Annotated in this window: 14 protein-coding genes and 1 pseudogene; 13 read left to right on the forward strand and 2 right to left on the reverse strand. The window is 42.9% G+C overall.

Annotated features, from left to right (window positions below; translation table 11 throughout):
- The first annotated feature begins 289 nt into the window (after nt 1-289).
- From KL866_RS07375 to KL866_RS07425, 12 genes are all read left to right on the forward strand, one after another.
- Nucleotides 290-1,141 carry a DUF692 domain-containing protein gene (locus KL866_RS07375; RefSeq protein WP_025255797.1) on the forward strand — a complete coding sequence of 284 codons (852 nt, stop codon included), beginning with the start codon at nt 290-292 and terminating at the stop codon, nt 1,139-1,141.
- Nucleotides 1,138-1,902, forward strand: coding sequence for a DUF2063 domain-containing protein (locus tag KL866_RS07380; protein ID WP_025255796.1), 765 nt, complete (start codon nt 1,138-1,140; stop codon nt 1,900-1,902). Before KL866_RS07375 ends, KL866_RS07380 begins: the two co-directional genes overlap by 4 nt.
- A gap of 271 nt (nt 1,903-2,173) precedes the next feature.
- Nucleotides 2,174-2,296 carry a hypothetical protein gene (locus KL866_RS20455; protein WP_256253717.1) on the forward strand — a complete coding sequence of 41 codons (123 nt, stop codon included), beginning with the start codon at nt 2,174-2,176 and terminating at the stop codon, nt 2,294-2,296.
- Nucleotides 2,297-2,318: 22 nt separating this feature from the next.
- A complete protein-coding gene (gene apt, locus KL866_RS07385) occupies nt 2,319-2,855 on the forward strand; it encodes an adenine phosphoribosyltransferase (protein ID WP_025255795.1) in 537 nt (178 codons plus the stop codon).
- A gap of 41 nt (nt 2,856-2,896) precedes the next feature.
- A complete protein-coding gene (gene dnaX, locus KL866_RS07390; RefSeq protein ID WP_214994368.1) occupies nt 2,897-5,995 on the forward strand; it encodes a DNA polymerase III subunit gamma/tau in 3,099 nt (1,032 codons plus the stop codon).
- Nucleotides 5,996-6,033: 38 nt separating this feature from the next.
- A complete protein-coding gene (locus KL866_RS07395) occupies nt 6,034-6,360 on the forward strand; it encodes a YbaB/EbfC family nucleoid-associated protein (protein ID WP_014950049.1) in 327 nt (108 codons plus the stop codon).
- A 334-nt stretch (nt 6,361-6,694) separates the two neighbouring features.
- Nucleotides 6,695-7,642 (forward strand): hypothetical protein, encoded by a 948-nt coding sequence (locus KL866_RS07400; RefSeq protein WP_025255793.1) that lies wholly within the window; start codon nt 6,695-6,697, stop codon nt 7,640-7,642.
- A gap of 5 nt (nt 7,643-7,647) precedes the next feature.
- Nucleotides 7,648-8,247 (forward strand): recombination mediator RecR, encoded by a 600-nt coding sequence (gene recR, locus KL866_RS07405; RefSeq protein WP_025255792.1) that lies wholly within the window; start codon nt 7,648-7,650, stop codon nt 8,245-8,247.
- 240 nt (nt 8,248-8,487) lie between these two features.
- Nucleotides 8,488-10,410: a molecular chaperone HtpG gene (gene htpG, locus KL866_RS07410; protein WP_025255791.1), complete on the forward strand. Its 1,923-nt coding sequence runs from the start codon at nt 8,488-8,490 to the stop codon at nt 10,408-10,410.
- Between the two features lie 350 nt (nt 10,411-10,760).
- Nucleotides 10,761-11,405 carry an adenylate kinase gene (gene adk, locus KL866_RS07415; protein WP_025255790.1) on the forward strand — a complete coding sequence of 215 codons (645 nt, stop codon included), beginning with the start codon at nt 10,761-10,763 and terminating at the stop codon, nt 11,403-11,405.
- Between the two features lie 149 nt (nt 11,406-11,554).
- A complete protein-coding gene (locus tag KL866_RS07420) occupies nt 11,555-11,950 on the forward strand; it encodes an MAPEG family protein (RefSeq protein WP_025255789.1) in 396 nt (131 codons plus the stop codon).
- Nucleotides 11,951-12,246: 296 nt separating this feature from the next.
- Complete coding sequence (locus KL866_RS07425; protein WP_214994370.1) at nt 12,247-12,561, forward strand: hypothetical protein; 315 nt, start codon at nt 12,247-12,249, stop codon at nt 12,559-12,561.
- A 351-nt stretch (nt 12,562-12,912) separates the two neighbouring features.
- Here the strand turns inward: KL866_RS07425 and KL866_RS07430 are convergent.
- Both KL866_RS07430 and lepB read right to left on the reverse strand, forming a co-directional pair.
- Nucleotides 12,913-15,507 (reverse strand): annotated as a pseudogene (locus KL866_RS07430) (TonB-dependent receptor).
- A gap of 447 nt (nt 15,508-15,954) precedes the next feature.
- Nucleotides 15,955-16,629 (reverse strand): signal peptidase I, encoded by a 675-nt coding sequence (lepB, locus tag KL866_RS07435; protein WP_051511235.1) that lies wholly within the window; start codon nt 16,627-16,629, stop codon nt 15,955-15,957.
- A 318-nt stretch (nt 16,630-16,947) separates the two neighbouring features.
- Here lepB and KL866_RS07440 point away from each other — a divergent pair, with 318 nt between their 5' ends.
- On the forward strand, nt 16,948-19,848 hold the full coding sequence (locus KL866_RS07440) for a pitrilysin family protein (protein WP_214994372.1): 2,901 nt from the start codon (nt 16,948-16,950) through the stop codon (nt 19,846-19,848).
- Nucleotides 19,849-19,999: the final 151 nt, after the last annotated feature.

Raw genomic sequence — 19,999 nt, forward strand, 5'->3', positions numbered from 1 at the left:
GAAGGCAAGTGCGGCGAAGGTAAATGTGGCGGCGACAAGAAAGCTGACAAAGAAGGTAAGTGCGGCGAAGGCAAATGTGGCGGAGACAAGAAAGCAAAGGAAGGAAAGTGTGGCGAAGGTAAATGCGGTAGTATGTAATCGCCATTTTAATAACATCGCGTAGCATTAATTTAAATGATGTAAGACTTCGCGGTTAACGCTTAACAAAAAATGGCTGTCGAATGATGGCCATTTTTGTCAGATGAGCACATAGCAATGTTGCAATCCCAAGCGGTAAAAAGGGGAAGATATGAAAAACATCAATGGCGCAGGTCTGGGGTTTCGTCGGGAAATGCTAAAAGAGCTTTTACCAACGTTGCCATCTGAGGTCGATTTTTGGGAAGTAGCACCTGAAAATTGGATCCCGCTTGGCGGTAAATATCAAAAACAATTTCAGCAAGCATCTTCGCAGGCTTCCTTTACAACTCATGGTTTATCATTGTCTATAGGAAGTAGCGACAAACTAGATGTTGAGTTTATAAAAACCGTTAAGCAATTCTTAGATACCAACGATATTGCTCTGTACAGCGAGCACTTAAGCTTTTGTTCAGGGAATGGCCACATGTATGATCTGATGCCAATTCCCTTCACTGAAGAAGCAATCACTCATGTGGTCTCTCGCATCCGTCAAGTTCAAGATATTATCGAAAGACCGCTGGTCTTGGAAAACGTTTCTTATTACATTGCACCAGGCCAAGAAATGGACGAACTTGAATTCACTACAAATATATTGAGGGAATCGGGGTGCCAAATGCTTCTCGACGTAAACAATGTGTATGTAAACAGCATAAACCACAAATATGATGCAAAAACGTTTATTAACGGCTTACCTTCGGACAAAATCGTCTATGGGCATATTGCCGGTCATTATGACGAAGCTGAGGATTTAAAAGTTGATACACATGGGGCAGATGTAATTGAGCCAGTATGGGAGTTACTGGAGTATGCCTATCTTAGCCACGGAGTGTTTCCGACTTTGTTAGAGCGTGATTTTAATATTCCTCCTTTAAGCGAATTGTTAGCTGAAGTTCAGAAGATTAAGCATATTCAATCAAGATGTACTGCTTCCCGGTCGTCGGACATCAAAGGAAGTGTCGCGTGACTCAGTCATTTCAAACTACGCAAAAAGTATTCGTTAGCGCGATCAAAGATCCGCGAACTTATCGCGACAGTGACAGTGATAACGCTCGTCGGATGAAGATCTATCAATCACTTTTTTTCAATAATATAGACAATTTTGTTAGCACAGGGTTTCCGGTTTTACGATCTATTGTATTGAAGTTATATGGTGAGAAAGGATGGGAGAGCATTGTGCGTCAGTTTTTTATTGAGCATGAATGCCGTTCGCCCTATTTTTCCGAGATCAGTAAAGAGTTTGTAGAATACCTTTCAACAGAGCCGAACCTCGATATCGTTTTACCCGCTTTCACCGCGGAACTAGCTCACTATGAATGGCTAGAGCTTGATGTCAGTATAAGAAAAAACCAAGAGAATATTGAGTTTTATACTCCAGATCATATTGTTACTGCTATAAGTGTATCGCCGTATGCTTCGTTAGCAGCGTACCACTACGAAGTTCATTTGATTGGAGAGGATTACATGCCTGAGCATCCCTCACAGGTACAACAATTCTATGTAGTATATAGAGACAGTGATTTTGACATACAGTTTGCTCACGTTAATCCTGTCACTGCTATTTTAGTCAATACGCTTGAACAAAGTGACCAGGGAATGAAGATAGAAGAGTTAGCTGAATCTTTGAGCCAACAACTTCCACAAATACCTTCGAACGCACTAGTAAATGGCATGAATCAAACTCTTACCGAAATGTTACAAAAAGGAATATTGATTCCAATATCCTAGCATCTGTAAGCCATCTCCACCGTGTTAGATTTAGGCTTTTTAGATCTTCAAAGATTTGTCATATCTAGATAACATATAGATCGCTGGGAAAATGTACAAGAATAACACTCGGCCCTAACTCACAATCACTATTTACCTGCTTTATATTAAACTTTCGGTAGGATCTGGTCTGAAAGTGAGCGATCGATCACATTATCGCTGTCAATCATGCCTGCTTTCGATTAACATTTAGCACCATTTTTTTGTTCATAAAATTGTTTAGGTAGTGCAAATGGCTGACAATTCAGATTTCAAAGAAGTCTATAACAAGTGGTACTTTCTAGCATCGCTAGTAACTTTAATTGCGTTCCCGTTGATGCATATCATCGCCGGCTGGTTCACCTTCTGGTTATAACGCAGACATTCAAGGCAAAATTGTGACTGCAGAATATATTAAATCAGTAGTGAAAACCGTACCTGACTATCCTAAGCCAGGTATTTTATTTAGAGATGTGACCAGCGTTTTAGAAGATCACAAAGCATTCAGTAGCTGTATCTCGTTACTTGTAGAAAAGTATCAGGGTATGGGTTTTACCAAAATTGCAGGTACTGAAGCGCGCGGGTTTCTTTTCGGTGCGCCATTGGCCATCGAAATGGGCATTGGTTTTGTTCCAGTGAGAAAACCCAATAAGCTTCCTCGCGAAGTTGTTAGCGAAAGCTATGAGCTGGAATATGGCATGGATACATTAGAAATCCATAAAGATGCCATAGAGCCGGGCGATAAAGTACTTCTTATTGACGATTTACTTGCAACGGGCGGTACTATAGGTGCATCAGCGAAGCTAATCCGTTCACTAGGTGGCGAAATAAACCACGCAGGGTTTATTATTAATCTACCCGACTTAGGTGGCGAGCAAAAATTGAATCAGCTTGATATTGAAAGCTACTCAATTTGCGAATTTGAAGGCGAATAGTCGCTATAAAGCATAACTAGCAAAAGGCGAAATACGTAAGAATGAGTTATCAGGTACTAGCAAGGAAGTGGCGACCGGGCAAGTTCAGCGAACTTGTAGGTCAGGAACATGTTGTCTCTGCCATTTCAAACGCTTTGGATAACGATCGTTTACACCACGCATACCTTTTCACCGGTACGCGTGGTGTAGGTAAAACCACCATTGCGCGTATTTTTTCAAAAAGCCTTAACTGCGAAGAAGGACAAGGGGCTAACCCTTGCGGTCAGTGTAATACCTGTAAAGAAATAGAGCAGGGTAATTACGTTGATTTGCTAGAGATTGACGCGGCGTCAAGAACCAAGGTCGAGGATACTCGCGAGCTTCTTGACAACGTGCAATACAAGCCTACTCGTGGACGTTATAAAGTGTACCTTATTGATGAGGTACACATGCTTTCAAAGCACAGTTTTAATGCGCTGTTGAAAACGTTAGAAGAGCCACCCCCACATGTTAAGTTTTTATTAGCGACCACCGATCCTCAAAAGCTTCCAATAACTATTTTATCTCGTTGCTTGCAATTCAATTTGAAAGCTATGTCTCGGGAGCAAATAGTTGGACAGCTAAAGCATATTTTAGAGCATGAGCAGCTACCGTTTGAACCACAAGCGCTTGCGCTTTTAGCCAGAGCTGCCCACGGAAGTATGCGTGATGCGTTAAGCTTAACTGATCAAGCTATTGCTCAGGGTGGAAATCAAGTTCTGGCATCGGTGGTAACCGACATGCTTGGATTGATGGACAAGAACCAACTGCTTAAAGTGGTTCACGCCGTGGTGAGCAAGAGTCCTGCTGATGTATTGCAATTGGTAAACGATTTAGCAGAGCAAGCTCCTGATTATGACAATGTTCATAGCGAGCTAGCTAGTCTATTACACCAAATAGCACTGACTCAATGGGTGCCTGAAGCATGTAAGCTAGAAACCACTTCGGCTAAAGCGATTTTTCAATTAGCTAAAACCATTCCAGCAGAACAAGTGCAGTTACTCTATCAAATTGCACTTCAAGGTAGAAAAGACCTACCTTTTGCGGCAGACGGTAAAAGTGCGTTTGAAATGACATTAATGCGTATGATGTCGTTTGCTCCAAATATTCCCATTGAAAACACCTCAAGTGAAATTGAAAATGGGAGGAGTGAGCATAGTTTACCTGTAGATCATGCTTCTTCCAGTGGTGGCCCGGGAAACGTTGGTAAGCAGGGGGAAGCGCCGTTAAGCGAAACTTCTGCAACCAAGATGCAGGAGGTGACGCCTTCCAAAGTACAGGTAGAATCTACCTTTGCTCAGTCATTAGCCGGTGCATCACCCACCTCAGAGCCCCTTGGTGTACCAAATGTAGAACGAGAGCCGCAAGAAGAGCCTCTGCCTGAATCGCAATCGAATCCCCAGCTTGAGCATGAGGTCAAAGAAGACCATTCAGCAGACGACGAAAGTGGGCTAGGTGAACCAGAAACTTCGATAATTTCGTCCAATGTAAAAACTGATCAAGCGCCGACTCAAACAACTGGTCTAAATACCTACGCTACACTTGATGATAAACCTGCAAAACAGCAGCCTCCTTCACCTGTTGATGAAGTGTTGCCGGTAGAAGGCGCTACACAAAGAACAGAATACGCGGAGGCGCAGGCGCAGTCTGAGCCAACGTCGGCTAGCGCGCCTCAAGCTGAACAGTATTATGATGAACCACCGTTAGATGCATATATGGATGATGTGCCACCTCCATCAGAAGACGATGGACTTTTCGGTGTTGAAGGCTATCACGGTGAAGACTCTCATATTAACGGCGAGTCATTGGCGCACGAGAACGAGACAGATTCTGCAAACGGTGTTCAAACAGATGGCAACCCTGTTAATGAAGGAAATGGGGCAGGTACCGATTCTATCAACAGAGAAACGTCATCGTTAACCGCCGAGGAACAGCTTACTTCTACAGCTGATATGTTAGCGCTTCGTCAAAAGCTTAAACAAAAGAAAGCCCAAGACGCCGATGCTAAAAGCAACAGCGTAGCGAATGCTAAGGCGGAAAGTGCGAGTGATATTCAAGCGCGCTTTACCAGAAGTAAAAGCGAAGCTTTAAGTGCTGCACAAACTACAAACACTATTAACAATAGTACTGACAATAGTGCGGTGCAAAACGATGCTGGCAACGAGAGCAACAGTGCTGGAGTAGAACCCGCAGAGCCCGGCACCAGCGCTAGACTTGATAACAGCCTTGAGCTTAACAACAGCCCTGAGCTCGAAAATAGCCCTCAAATGGCTAAAAACGAAAGCATTGAAGGCTACCACAACTCTCTGCATGAAAATGCAAATTCAAAAACTCCACGAACTGGCGCTCAGGTATTACCTGCCGACACTATGAACGTTAGTGAAGCTGAAGATGGCCAGTCTAGCGTAAGCAGTAAGGACGATTTTGCTCTTGATGATTTTGAAGAAGATTTACCTTTTTCAAATGACGAAGCAGATACGCAAGTAAGCCAAGTGAAGCCCGTTGATGATATGCCACCTTGGGCTACAGATTACGATAATCTACCACCTCAACACTTTGAAAACTCTGGCTTCGTTGAAACGTCTTCTAACAGCCATGCAAACAACAGCAGTGTTCCAAAACAAGTGGAAGGTGCAGGTGAATGGTCTTTTGCGCGAGATGCTCTAAATTTTGACACGCCGCTCAGCAGTACGTATGACGGGAAGCTAGAAGCCTATCTAAATGATGGAAGTAAACTAATACATGCAAGTCAAATTGACGAGTGGAGTAACTTGGTTGAACAGATGCCAGTCGCTGGGCTTCTTAAGCAATTAGTGTTGCATGCAGCATTTTCTCGAAATGGAAATCAAGTATCCCTTGAAATTGACCATAGTCAGACGCATTTATTAAACGATAGTGCAAAAAAGCAATTAGTTGATGCAATACATCATGGATTGGGTGAAAACGTAGAAATAAATATTACGTTAGGTGAACCATCATCCACACCTTTTGCGTTACAACAAGAGATTCATGCCATGCGTCATGCGCATGCACATACGGTAATTAAGACCGACGATACAATTCAAACATTGCTATCGACTTTCGATGCGTCAGTGCTAACCGATTCGGTTAAAGCGCGATAGCAAAATTATTAACACCAAAACGAAGTGAGACAAAAATTATGTTTAAAGGTGGAATGGGCAATATCATGAAGCAGGCGCAGCAAATGCAAGAGCGCATGCAAAAAGCACAAGACGACCTAGCAAAAATTGAAGTAACAGGTGAAGCGGGTGCTGGCATGGTTAAAGTAACCATGACGTGCAATCACAACGTACGCCGTGTAGACATTGATGAATCATTGATGGACGACGACAAAGACATGGTTGAAGATTTGGTCGCAGCGGCGTTTAACGACGCGGTACGTCGCGTTCAAGAGACTAGCAAAGAAAAGATGGGTGATGTCACCGGCGGTATGCCACTACCTCCTGGCTTCAAAATGCCGTTTTAAAGTATACAATCAATTGATACCTGCTTGATTTTTTCTTTTGGTTACTTGCTAAAAGGCAGAATCAAAACGGAAAGTATGTCTATTTAAAAAGCTCTGGTAGTTACCAGAGCTTTTTTTTGAGTGTTGACCTTTCACTAATCCCTATCAGAGAAATTCTATCGACGTCAGGGCGTATATCGCACTAGAATACACCTCCATTTAAAAATGGTCTTAAATCGAGGGTACTTCGTTATATTATGGTATCTAAAATCCCCGACCTTACTTTCTAATTTGTCTAAGGCAAAATGGGGAAATCTAAATTCGAGTTTTATTATCCAAATTAGAGGCGTATGTAGTGCTAAGGAAAGGCTTAGTTATCACCACGGTTATTCTGCTGCCCGTAGCTGCCGTATTGTTTTTTATGAGTATCCATGAGCTGTTTAAAATGAAAACAGTGACAGTTGACCCCAAGCTCAAAGAAATTTCAGGTATTGAATTCGACAAGTTTAAAAGGCTTTGGGCCATAAACGATAGCGGGGATGGGCCTATACTTTATATGCTAAATAAAGACGGCACAATAGAGAGAGAGGTAACCGTTACTAACGCGAAGAACGTGGATTGGGAAGACATGACGCAAAACAGTTTTGGTCATTTCTTTTTAGGAGACTTTGGCAATAATGACAATAAACGTCGCTGGTTAACTATCTATAAAATTGAAAATCCTATCGATATTGAAGGTGAAACCACTGAAGCAGAAATAATAAAGTTTACTTACCCTGAAATGGGAAAAGGAAAAGTAAAGCCCGAGGATAAAAACTACGATCTAGAAGCGTTTGTTGAATACAAACGAAACCTTTATCTATTTACCAAAAATAGAACGAAGCCTTTCGATGGCATTACAAAACTATACAAAGTGGGCGACCATGCAGCAAACTTTGATGCAAAGCTTATTGGTGAATTTAAAACATGTACCACACTTGAAAAGTTATGCTGGATTACCTCTGCCGCAATAAGCCCTGATAGAACCAAATTAGTGCTTCTTGATTCAACCAGCTTGTGGCTTTTCGAAAATTTCGAAAGTGATAATTTTTTCAGTGGTGACGTATCGCGAATTGACTTAGGTGTGGTAACACAAAAAGAAGCAGTAACTTTTTATGATAATAATACCCTTGTGTTCACCGATGAGGAGTATAAAGGGTTGTTCGGCGGCAACGTGTACGAAGTTAAACTCGACCAAGCAAAGCGTAACGTGATTAAATACCGCGAAAGCCCGAAACAACCAGAACAAATACCTAAGCAGTAAATATTATGAAGTTCAGTCCGCTACTCTCAGAATTAATACAAGCATTAACTTGTCTTCCTGGCGTTGGCAATAAAAGCGCTCAACGTATGGCATTTCATCTTCTAGAGCGAAATCGCACGGGAGCTATAGATTTAAGTAATGTGTTACACAATGCAATGGAGCATATTCATCATTGTAAGCGTTGCAGAACGTTTACCGAAGATGAGCTATGCGATATTTGCCGTCACCCAGAAAGAGAAACCAGCGGTTTGTTGTGTATTGTAGAGAGCCCTCAAGACGTCTTGGCAATAGAACAAACGCTGAGCTACAAAGGTCAGTATTTCGTTCTTATGGGGCATTTGTCGCCAATAGACGGTGTTGGACCAGAAGAAATAGGTTTAACCGAGCTTGAAGCTCGCCTTGCTGCTGGTGGTATCAATGAAGTTATCCTAGCTACAAACCCCACTGTAGAAGGGGAGGCCACGGCACATTACATCGCTCAGCTATGCACAAGTCATAACGTCGATGCTTCTCGAATCGCACACGGTGTTCCGGTTGGTGGAGAGCTTGAATATATCGATGGTAATACACTTACCCATGCATTTTCAGGTCGCCGCAAACTGTAGTTTTTATGTTTAGCGTTTTGCTTTTATTGGATGTGAAACGCTATGTTTTTTCTTAAAAGTCTTTATGCCTGTTTAACGCTATTTTCTTTTTATTGCTTGCAAAATAGCCTACATCATCCCGTCTCATAAAAAAGTCTGCTCATTACAAATTAATTTTCGCTCTAAACGTTGAAAAGTGCGTTCAGTGACCTTACCTGTTAAACATCAAACGTGATCCATTCAACGAGGAGATATTGGATTATGGCTGAAGCAGCCCACAAAGAAACCCACGGTTTTCAAACAGAAGTAAAACAGCTTCTTCAACTGATGATTCACTCTTTGTATTCAAACAAAGAGATCTTTCTACGCGAGCTCGTATCAAACGCCGCTGATGCAGCTGACAAACTACGCTTTCGCGCGCTAGAAAATGACAGCCTTTACGAAAACGATGGCGATTTAAATGTAAAGTTGAGCGTCAATAAAGAAGCTAACACGGTTACAATTACCGATAACGGTATTGGCATGACCCGCGATGAAGTAATCGCAAATTTGGGTACCATCGCAAAGTCTGGCACTAAAGACTTCTTTAGTAAGCTTTCTGGCGATAGCGCTAAAGACTCGCAGCTTATTGGTCAGTTTGGCGTAGGCTTCTACTCGGCGTTTATCGTTGCAGATAAGGTTACTGTTCGTACCCGCGCTGCTGGCGCAGATGCGTCTACAGGTGTTGAGTGGATTTCAGACGGTGAAGGTGAATTCACTATCGCTGAAATAAGCAAACCTACTCGCGGTACAGAGATTACGCTTCACCTTCGCGAAGATGAAAAAGAATTCGCTGATACTTGGCGTCTTCGTTCTATCGTCAGCAAATATTCAGATCACATCAGCATTCCTGTGCAAATGTGGAAAGATGAGGTGCCCGAGAGTGAGGGCCCTGAAGGCGAGAAAATAGAAGCTCAGCCTGGCGAATGGGAAGTTGTAAATAAAGCTACTGCACTATGGACTCGTGATAAATCAGATATCTCTGATGAGGAATATAACGAATTCTATAAGCACATTTCTCACGACTTTACTGATCCTTTAGCTTGGGCACACAATAAAGTAGAAGGTAAAACCGAGTATACAAGCTTACTTTACATTCCTTCTAAAGCCCCGTTTGACATGTTCAATCGCGATCAAAGTCACGGTCTTAAACTTTACGTTCAGCGCGTTTTCATCATGGATGACGCAGAGCAGTTTATGCCAACCTACTTGCGCTTTGTGAAAGGTTTGCTAGATAGCAACGATCTTCCACTTAACGTGTCTCGTGAAATTCTTCAAGATAACAAGGTTACCCAAGCGCTTCGCCAAGGCTGTACAAAGCGCGTTCTGCAAATGCTTGAAAAAATGGCGAAGAACGATAGCGAAAAGTATCAGTCGTTCTGGAATGAATTCGGTAATGTTCTAAAAGAAGGACCTGCAGAAGATTTCAGCAACCGTGAAAAAGTTGCTGGTCTATTGCGCTTCTCATCGACACACGGTGAGTCAGACGCACAAACAGTTTCACTAGCTGATTATATTGAGCGAATGAAAGAAGGTCAGGATAAGATTTACTACGTAACTGCAGACAGTCTGCAAGCGGCGAAATCTAGCCCACACCTTGAGATTTTCCGTAAGAAGGGAATCGAAGTGCTACTTATGGGCGAGCGCATTGACGAATGGTTAATGTCTCATCTAACTGAGTTTAACGAGAAGCAGTTTGTATCGATTGCTAAAGGAAACTTAGATTTAGGCGACTTAGAAGACGAAGAGTCTAAGAAAGCGCAAGAAGAAGCAGAAAAAGAAGTTGAGGGCGTATTAGAAAGAGCGAAAACAGCACTGGGTGACAAGGTTGTTGACGTGAAGTTCACGCACCGTCTAACTGACTCTCCTGCCGTTATCGTTGCCGATGACAACGGCATGACTACGCAAATGATGAAGTTAATGCAAGCTGCGGGACAAGCCGTGCCGGACGTGAAGTATCATTTTGAACTTAACCCTGAGCATAGCTTAGTTAAATTGCTTGCCGACACGCAAGATGAAGAGCTATTCAACCAGTGGGTTGGTGTATTGTTTGACCAAGCCGCACTGTCGGAACAGGGTAGCCTGAAAGATCCATCTACATTTGTTCAGAACTTGAACACTCTATTAATGAAGTTGGCAAAATAAGATGTAATTTAATAGGTTTACCTTTAAAAACGGGCGTAATGCCCGTTTTTTTGTTTCTACCACCAACAAAGATCAGTTTGTCTGTTTTAATGTGCTATATTTTGGCGGTTAAAAAATTTCAAGTTAATCATTTTAGGCGTTGGGTAATTTAGTCTTGGTAGAACTGAATAGTCAGGCAATACAGTTAAGGGTATAGGCATAAACTTTCAAATTTGCCTATAAGCTGAACATATATTCGCCATTAGTCTTAAGATTAACTTTACGGTACTCCTTACACTTGTCACTACAGTGTTGAATGTGTAAAGTGCCCGAAGTAAAAAGTTCAAAAATCATAAGCGGAGAACGCACTCATGCGAATCATTCTTCTCGGCGCTCCTGGCGCGGGTAAGGGCACACAAGCTCAATTCTTAATGGGCAAATATGGCATTCCACAAATTTCAACGGGCGATATGCTTCGTGCTGCGATTAAAGCAGGTACAGAGCTAGGTCTTGAAGCTAAGCGTGTAATGGACGAAGGTAAGCTAGTATCTGATGAGATTATCATTGGTCTAGTAAAAGAGCGAATTGCACAAGATGACTGTAAAGAAGGCTTCTTGCTAGATGGCTTCCCTCGCACTATTCCGCAAGCTGACGCAATGAAAGAAGCCGGCGTTTCCGTTGATCACTGCATTGAATTTGACGTTCCAGATGATGTAATTGTTGAGCGTATGGGCGGCCGCCGTGTACACCCAGCATCGGGTCGTGTTTACCACGTTGTTTATAACCCGCCTAAAGTGGAAGGTAAAGACAACGAAACCGGTGACGAACTAATTGTCCGTGATGACGACAAAGAAGAAACAGTTCGCAAGCGCTTAGCCATTTATCACGAGCAAACTAAGCCACTTGTAAACTACTATAGCGCTGAAGCGGAAGCAGGGAACTGCGAATACCATAAGCTAGACGGTACGCGTCCAGTTGAAGAAGTAAGTGCTGAATTAGCAGAGCGTTTAGGCTAATTGCTAAAAAGGTTTATAAAAGGTCGCTTATGCGGCCTTTTTTGTTGCTTGTAACTTATCAGCGGATAACGTTTAATGTTACTAAGTAAGTATACAATTTATCCGCTAATCGAAATAACGCGCTATAACTATAACATGTGGAGTTGACCATGGTTTTGCCTATCACGGCGTTTTACGCCAGCCTATTGGGTATTTGTTACCTTTATTTATCGTTTTTAGTAATTGGTGCAAGGCGTCGCCACCAAGTTGGAATAGGCGATGGTGGTCATGAAGATCTCAATCGATTAGCCAGAGCGCATGGTAATTTTAGCGAATACGTACCCATTACGCTTATTATGATAGCGTGTTTTGAAGCTAATACAGGTCAAGTATGGGCTGTTCACGCTTTAGGTAGCGCACTACTGTTTGGCCGTGCGTTGCATGCCTATGGACTCGGACGTCATTCAGGCGTGAGTTGGCAGCGCTTCGCGGGTATGATACTAACTTTTCTTGCTATGCTATGCGCCTCTATTGGCAACCTTGTGCTTATTCACTTTGGTATGTAAGTTCGATATCTACCGTGGGTTCGTTTATAACAATGCCAGCTAAGCTGGCATTTTTTATGGATAGCATTAAATAAACTGAGGTTCGAGTTTTTAATACAAAGCCATAGTTAAAAATACTTGGTAATCAGGTAATCAGGTAATCAGGTAATCAGGTAATCAGGTAATCAGGTACTCAGGTACTCAGAACAGGTCTTTTTTCTAATTTTTACAGATATAGTGTTTTCGTCAACGCATCTACATTTCAAGGAAATTAATGTATTGGTAGTGCTTTAACATATTAACTGTAAGGAAAAATCATGGAAAGAGACATAAATTTAAATGGGCACGAGCTTTCACAAGAAGAGCTAGAACAGGTCAGCGGAGCATGGATTGCTAATATTATAGGCGCTTTTGCAGGAGCCGTTGGAGGCGTTTATGGCGCGGCTATAGCAGGCGGTGGTGGCGCTAGTTCTAAATCCCTATGGTCAGCAGGTTTAGTTGGTGCAGGTGCTGGCTTTTTCAATCCGGTGGGTAGCGTTGGGCGTTTAGCTGGTTCTGTAGGTTTAGGGTTAGGCGGTGGTGCGATAGGTAACGCCGTTGATTCTCAGTATGAGGAAACGACAGACGAGTAATCCTAATAGGAAAACAGAGGTTTACAATGACCGATGCTTTCTATGCAAGGTCATTACTAGAGAGTGGGGGTAAAGAAGAATGCTAAAAGCTATAATTATTTTAATACTAGTAATTTTCTACACTTTTTTGCTAAAGCGAAGATTCAACGTAAAGATGATGGATGCTTGGCAAGCCGAAACATTAGGCTCTAAGATACTGGTATACGTGATGATCGCTTTGCCTGTTATTTTTGCATGGCTTACTACGGTTCTTTTTGAATATCTGTTCTATTAGGCAGATTCAATAAACGCATATAAAAAAGCGCTCGTGGCAAAATAATGCCAGCGAGCGCTTTTTCTTTTGAGCTACTTTTAGAAGCGGTAAGTTAGTTTAGAGTAAACAAAGCGGCCACGAGGATTGTGTACGCTACCTACATAACCATAGAGGTCGCTATCGCCATCACCAATAGCAAATGGTGGCTCTTCATCTAGTAGGTTGTTTGAACCAATTACTAAGCGAAGGTTATCGCTATAGTTATAGCCAATCTGCAAGTCTACTAACATTTGAGAATCAACGGTTCTTGACGTGTTCTCTTCAAAGTCGAGCACACCGTCGAAGTTAATGTCTGGCGTGTCTTCAAATTCACCTACAAAGCTGATGTTTAGGTTGGCATCAAATGCGCCTTTTGACCATGTTGTGCCGAACAACCAGCGGTGCTCTGGGTAACCGTACTCGCCCGTGTATTCTAGACCGTCTTTTTCAAACTCATTCATGTAAGACCAATCAAGGTTAAAGCGTAAGTTACCGTACTCTTGAAGTTCCATGCTGTAATTAGCACTGAAATCTACACCCGAAGCTTCTTGTGACGAGACGTTTTGGTAGGTGTTGAAAATTTTCTGAATAACACCTAGCGACTCACCTTGCTGCGGGTCTAAACGAACACAAATTGTACTGTCTTGATTATTACACTCTGCGTCGTAAACAAGACCAAACTGCTGTTCGTCAATCTTGTTATCTTGGGTAATGCTCCATACATCAATGCTTAATCCAAGCTCTTGAATAGGGGCATAGATAACACCTACGTTCCATGACTCAGATTCTTCCGCACCAAGGTTAGGGTTACCAGCGAACTCAATGTTGTAATCCAGTGATTCACAGTCTTGACCGGTTGCTTCACAACGGTATCTATCTACAAAAAATACGCTCTTTTGTGATGGACCAAGGCCAACTTGTGCAAGAGATGGAGCTCTAAAACCTTGCGCCCAAGAGCCACGCACTGTCACTTCGTCGCTCGGTGCCCAACGTAAAGCAATTTTAGGGTTGGTTGTGCTACCAAAGTCGCTATAGTGGTCATAGCGGCCAGCTAATTGAAGTTCTAGCTCTTCAGCCAAAGGAATTGAAAGCTCTAAATACGCTGCGTATTGGTCGCGTTCTGCTGAAGCTGATACCGACTCTGTACCAAAAATTAGACCGCGTTGGAATTGAACGTCTGGTACATCTGAAACTTGTTCTTCACGATATTCAACGCCAGCCGCCATCATGACTACGTCGTCGCCAAAGTTAAAGGCTTCGCCCGTGATGTGCGCATCTACGCTGGTCATGCGAGATTCACCACGGCGCACTAAACTGGTGGTAATTTCGTCAATAACGCTTTGCGGGTTAGTTACGCCGCCAAACGGGTTGTAGTTTCCAAGATCGATTTGCTCTTGTAACCAGTCAACGCGAACCCAGCCTTGTGATTGGTCACCGCTTTGCTCTGAACGGCTGCGACCTTTTTGTACCGACGCTTCCCAGTCGTAATCATTAAATGTACCGCGTAGGCCCGCGACTAAGCGAAGGGTATCAGACTCGATGTCCCAACGGCGCGCGCCAGCATCAACAGGGCGATAGCGACCAATTTCGATATCTTGACCGAAAGGATTGTTAGGATGGGTGCCTGGAACGGTTAAACCTGCATCTTCATCGAGCGGTGTTGCAGCGCCGCCTGCTTCAGACGTATTGTGCTGCATAGCAAGTTCCATAAACGCTGTAGTTTCGTCGCCAATTTTGTAATCAAATTGACCAATAAAGCCTACGCGCTCAGAGGAAGGAATTACGAGGCCGAAAGGGCCTTAATCAAACAAGCAGCTGCCTGAAGCCGTAGCGCTATCTTCCGGACAATCAGGGTCGATTGTTTTAACGCCATCTACATAAAAGTAACCTGGGTAGCCGCGCGATGAACGAAAATCCATGCCGCCATAAGGCGATTGGTTTGCGGTACCGTAGCGACCCATTTCATCAGCGCCTAATGTGCTGTTGTTAAAGTAGTCTATGATAACAGTAGCGCTGCTCTTTTCGCTTTGAGAGCCCCATAAGATGCTTGCAGTGGTTTCATCATAACTTGGGCCAGTAGTGCCACCATAGCCGGCGTTAATCTCAAGACCTTCATAGTCTTTCTTAAGTACAACGTTAACTACACCTGCTACTGCATCTGAACCATAAATAGCCGATGCGCCGTCTTTTAAGATATCAATGCGCTCAATGGCAGATACTGGGATAGAGTTAATATCAACAAATGAATTAGTGATACTTTCTGCAAATGCACTAATTGCCACGCGGCGACCATTAATTAATACCAGTGTCGCGTCAGGTCCCATGCCGCGAAGCGATACTGCGGCTGCACCGTTTGCGGTCGAGTCTTGGCTGTTGTTACGGGTTGAAAAGGTTCCTGCGCCAGTAGCAGGCATACGTTCAAGTAGTTGTTGAAGGTTTTCATAACCCATACCTTCAATCATAGTTGCATCAATTGATTGAATAGGAGAGGGGCCTTCCATATCAGTGCGCTTAATACGAGAACCGGTAACTGCAATTCTTTCAAGGTTGGCTGCTTCTTCGTCAGCTTGCTGTGCATACGCAGGAGATAGAGAGGTTAATCCTGAAAGTGCTAATCCCACTGCAATTGCACTTACTTTACGACCTTGTTTCATTGTTATTTCCTTATTATCCATTTTACTTGTTGTGTGTTTTCGCAACATAGCTATGTTGCGAAATTATCAATAGCACTCCTAATACTAAAGTTGCAATAGGGAAAAACACGAAAGATGTGACTCTTGGTTACAAAATGTGTAAACCAACTCTTACTTTAACGCATGCTTTTCGCAAAATATGAATAATTAAGGAAAGGTAAAGATTGCTTACAAATAGTGGGGTAGCACGTAATTATTCAACTTAAAAACTTGAGTTGATGGATAAAAATAGCGCAAAGGTAGGCGGGTAATTTGTAATATTTTGAAAGAGATCTAATTAATCTAAATTTTGCAGTAGACACAAAAAGCAGCAACTTTTGTAAATCTGATCACTCTAGTAGTGACGCAAATTTAAACGTAAGTAAATGTCTCATAGCTATTTTGCAAAAAGACCGTACCTAACCGAGCTTATTGAAGAGTGGTAAAAACTCTGTCTTTTCTTGGTAAATACATATTGTGCGTATCTAGAGAAAACGCCACAGACGTGGCTTTGCCTTGAACCTCTTCAACTGGAATAAATCCATAGTAGCGGGAATCTACACTATTGTTTCTGTTGTCGCCCATCGCAAGTAAGTGAGCTTTAGGCACGGTAACTACATTAAAACTCTTTGCAGGGCTTGGTATCGGATTAAGTGCAATAGTACGGCTGTGCCCCAAAATTTCTTCAGAATAAACCTGACTACCTGAGGGGGATAATGCTGCCTTCTCACCGTTTATAAATAGTACATTGTTTTCCAGTTCAACTTTATCGCCCTCTACGGCAATAACTCGCTTGATGAGCCTTGTATTAGCGGCGGTGCTGTCAATAATCACAATGTCGCCGCGTTTGATATCGCCTGTTTGAGCGATCACTACATTGGTAAAGGGGAGTTCTAGCGTGTATGCAGATTTATCGACAACCACTCGATCTCCCACTTTGATGGTTGGCTCCATAGAGCCGGAGGGAACATAGTACCAGTCAGCAACACTGCTTCTAAACGAGAAAAGCAAAATAACAAATAAAATAAAAGGCAGGTGGTTTTTTACGCTTTCTTTAATGTTTTTCACAATCGCATTCTCGCTGTTCTTATCTTGTAAATTCATTTAAAGGCTTTTGAAGCTTCCCTTTTCACTGTATATAGAGGTTAATCTAACCTGTTCGTTCAACTTAACGATGTGGAAAATGTAACTAACTGTGTCGTTGCACAAAGAGAATTACCTCAAGTTTCATGCTTTCCCACTCAGTGTTTTTATTAAAGGTAATTTAAGAACAATTACTTAAAGTTGCTTTTGTGAGCATTGAATAAAAATGTATTAGGTACGATTTATGTAGTTAAAACGCTACGACTAAAGCTAATTTCGTGCACTGCCAGCGCGCTTGTGGTACTTGTTACATTTTTAGTTAGTAAAGAAATAAGAACGATGCGCGCGAGATTAAATAGAAAACGAATATATGCTGCCGTAGCTGTTACTGCATTAATTACAATATCGGTAGGATGCACCTATACCACGGGTTATGCTGATAAAAGCCAGTCAGTTTCTGTTGAGGAAACTAAAGCTGTATCTCAGAGCGCATCATCGTTAAACGTAGACTATGAACGCTTTACGTTGAATAACGGGCTTACTGTACTATTACATGTAGACAAGTCAGACCCGGTGGCCGCAGTGGCGTTGACAGCCCATGTTGGGTCGGCCCGGGAGAAACAAGGTCGTACCGGTTTTGCCCACCTCTTTGAGCATCTACTTTTCCTAGAATCGGAAAATTTAGGAAAAGGGGGTTTAGACAAACTCAGTGCTAGAATTGGTGGCTCTGGGGCTAACGGTTCTACCAGTCGTGACAGTACTAATTACTATCAAACGGTCCCCATTGACGCCTTAGAGAAGATGATTTGGGCTGAAGCCGATAAACTGGGATACTTTATTAACACGGTGACAGAGCCCGTACTCGCAAAAGAAAAGCAGGTAGTAAAAAACGAAAAACGCCAGAGTGTCGATAATCGCCCGTACGGACATAACCAATACGTGATTGACAAGAACCTCTATCCCGAGGGGCACCCCTATAGCTGGCAAGTTATTGGCTCACTTGAAGACTTACAAAGCGCTACACTGTCTGACGTTAAAGAATTTTTTGAAACTTGGTATGTACCTAACAATGTGGTGTTAACCATTGCGGGTGACATTGATGTAGACCAAACAAAGGCTTGGGTTAAAAAGTACTTTGACGAAATTCCCGCGGGAAACCAAATCCATAAGTTACCGCCACAACCTGCTAAGCTCAATAAGACGATAAAACGATTCCACGTTGACAATTTCGCCCAAGCGCCACTTTTAACTATGGTATGGCCTACCGTGCCCGAATACCACAAAGACTACTATGCGTTGCAAGTGCTTTCTCAATACCTTAGCCAAGGCAAAAATGCGCCACTGAACAAAGTACTTATTGATGAAAAGAAACTTACCAGTAATGTTTACCTTTACGGGTATGACGCAGAGGTAGCAGGGCAATTACAACTGCAAGTTATGGCGTTTAATGGTGTCGATCTCAATGCAGTTGCTCAAGGTATTGGCGAAGCGTTATCTAGCTTTGAAAAAGAAGGCATTTCTTCAGAAGAATTGGCACGTATAAAAGCAGGGCAAGAAACGCAATTCTATCAAGGGTTGTCCAGCGTGTTAGGTAAGGGGTTTCAGCTAGCACAATACGAAATTTTTGCGGGTAGCGCAGATTTCATAAGTCAGGACGTCCAAAAAATTCTAGGGGTTACGCAACAAGACGTAATGCGCGTATATAACACCTACTTGAAAAACAAGCCTTACGTCGCTACAAGCTTCGTACCTAAAGGCGGACAAGAGTTGGTGCTCAATGGCTCGACAAAAGCTAAGGTAGTCGAAGAGCAGATAGTAGCGAACGCCGAAGAAAGCTTTGATGCGTCCGTTGCTAGTGAATATGAACGCACCCCCTCATCTTTTGATCGCACGCAAGAGCCTAGTTATGGCGATAGCATAGAAATTACTCCACCAAAAGTTTGGCAAAGCACATTGTCTTCTGGCATTGAAGTGGCGGGTATTTCTAATAGCGAGGTGCCGTTAGTCGCCTTTGAATTAAAACTCGAAGGTGGGATGTTACTTGATTCAGAAAATAAAACAGGTACAGCCAATTTACTTGCCGAAACTTTGCTGAAAGGTACAGCTAATAAAACAGCTCTACAGTTAGAGCAAGAAATTGAGCTTTTAGGTGCGTCATTGGAAGCTAGCGCGTCTGAAACTGACTTAACTATTAGCGGTACTGTATTATCTAAACACTACGGTAAGTTAATGGAGTTAGTTTCTGAAGTCATCCTTTCCCCCCGTTTTGATGAGGCGGAGTTTGAACTTGCCAAAGATGATGTGAGAAATCAGATTGAACAAATTAAAGCAAACCCGAACGCTATCGCATCTGTAGAGTTTAAAACGTTGCTTTACGGAAAAGCGCACCCATTTGCCCGGACGACACTGGGTAACGTCGAATCGGTTCAAAACATCACCCTTGATGATCTACAGGCGTATTACAAAAGTAATTTTTCACCTGTCGTCGCTAAGCTGCGTATTGTGGGGGATATCAGTCAACAAGAGGCTGTAGGCACTTTGTCCACGCTCAGCGATAATTGGGAGTCTAAAAAGGTAACACTTCCAACGGTGTCTGAGCCTACTTTACCTTCAAAGGCTCAGCTGTTTTTCTACGATGTTCCCGGCGCGAAACAGTCAGTGTTGTACTTCGGGCACTCGGCGCTTAACGTTAATCATCAGGACGCCTACAAGGTCGGCGTAATGAACTACCGGTTGGGTGGAGGAGGTTTTGCCTCGCAATTTATGCAAGAACTTCGCGAAAATAAAGGCTACACCTATGGTATTCGCTCGTCATTTTCTAGCGACCAGTATACCGGCGAATTTACTATTCGAAGCTCAGTTCGTTCCAATGTGACGCTTGAAGCCACGCAGGCGATTATGGATATATTGGCGTCTTTTGATGATAGTTACTCAACTGAAGATCTTGCTATTACCAAAGGCTTCACGCTTAAGTCTGGCGCGCGCGCATTTGAAACTCTCGGCGCAAAGTTGAATATGGTGAGCGAAATCAGTGATTTTGGCTTTGCCGATGATTACGTATTAAGGCAAGAGGCAGAAGTGAAAGCGTTGACCGTTGAAGAGGTTAAACGCCTCTATCGCGATTATGTGCATCCAGACAAGATGATTTATCTAATTGTTGGGGATAAAGCAACGCAGTTTGAGCGTCTTGAGGCACTTGGACTAGGTAAACCAGTACTGCTTAATACTTCACAGCAATAAGGGATGGGCGGAAAATAGACTATTTGCCTTACTGGTAATAGCCTGTTGTATAACATGTAAAAGAAGAGGGCCCGCACAGATCAATGCAGGCCCTTTGTTAGCGTGGTCTTAGAAATCCACTTGTACTTGCCACAGTTCGAAGTCCCTAAAA

Source organism: Alteromonas sp. ALT199 (genome assembly GCF_018619335.1).
Classification (GTDB): domain Bacteria; phylum Pseudomonadota; class Gammaproteobacteria; order Enterobacterales; family Alteromonadaceae; genus Alteromonas.

Bases quoted from the DNA above. Each gene is read 5' to 3' on its own strand.
- KL866_RS07420 (WP_025255789.1), top strand. From the start codon at position 11,555: ATGGTTTTGCCTATCACGGCGTTTTACGCCAGCCTATTGGGTATTTGT.
- lepB (WP_051511235.1), bottom strand. From the start codon at position 16,629: ATGAATTTACAAGATAAGAACAGCGAGAATGCGATTGTGAAAAACATT.
- adk (WP_025255790.1), top strand. From the start codon at position 10,761: ATGCGAATCATTCTTCTCGGCGCTCCTGGCGCGGGTAAGGGCACACAA.
- KL866_RS20455 (WP_256253717.1), top strand. From the start codon at position 2,174: ATGGCTGACAATTCAGATTTCAAAGAAGTCTATAACAAGTGGTACTTT.
- KL866_RS07425 (WP_214994370.1), top strand. From the start codon at position 12,247: ATGGAAAGAGACATAAATTTAAATGGGCACGAGCTTTCACAAGAAGAG.
- htpG (WP_025255791.1), top strand. From the start codon at position 8,488: ATGGCTGAAGCAGCCCACAAAGAAACCCACGGTTTTCAAACAGAAGTA.
- KL866_RS07440 (WP_214994372.1), top strand. From the start codon at position 16,948: ATGCGCGCGAGATTAAATAGAAAACGAATATATGCTGCCGTAGCTGTT.
- recR (WP_025255792.1), top strand. From the start codon at position 7,648: ATGAAGTTCAGTCCGCTACTCTCAGAATTAATACAAGCATTAACTTGT.
- dnaX (WP_214994368.1), top strand. From the start codon at position 2,897: ATGAGTTATCAGGTACTAGCAAGGAAGTGGCGACCGGGCAAGTTCAGC.
- KL866_RS07375 (WP_025255797.1), top strand. From the start codon at position 290: ATGAAAAACATCAATGGCGCAGGTCTGGGGTTTCGTCGGGAAATGCTA.
- KL866_RS07395 (WP_014950049.1), top strand. From the start codon at position 6,034: ATGTTTAAAGGTGGAATGGGCAATATCATGAAGCAGGCGCAGCAAATG.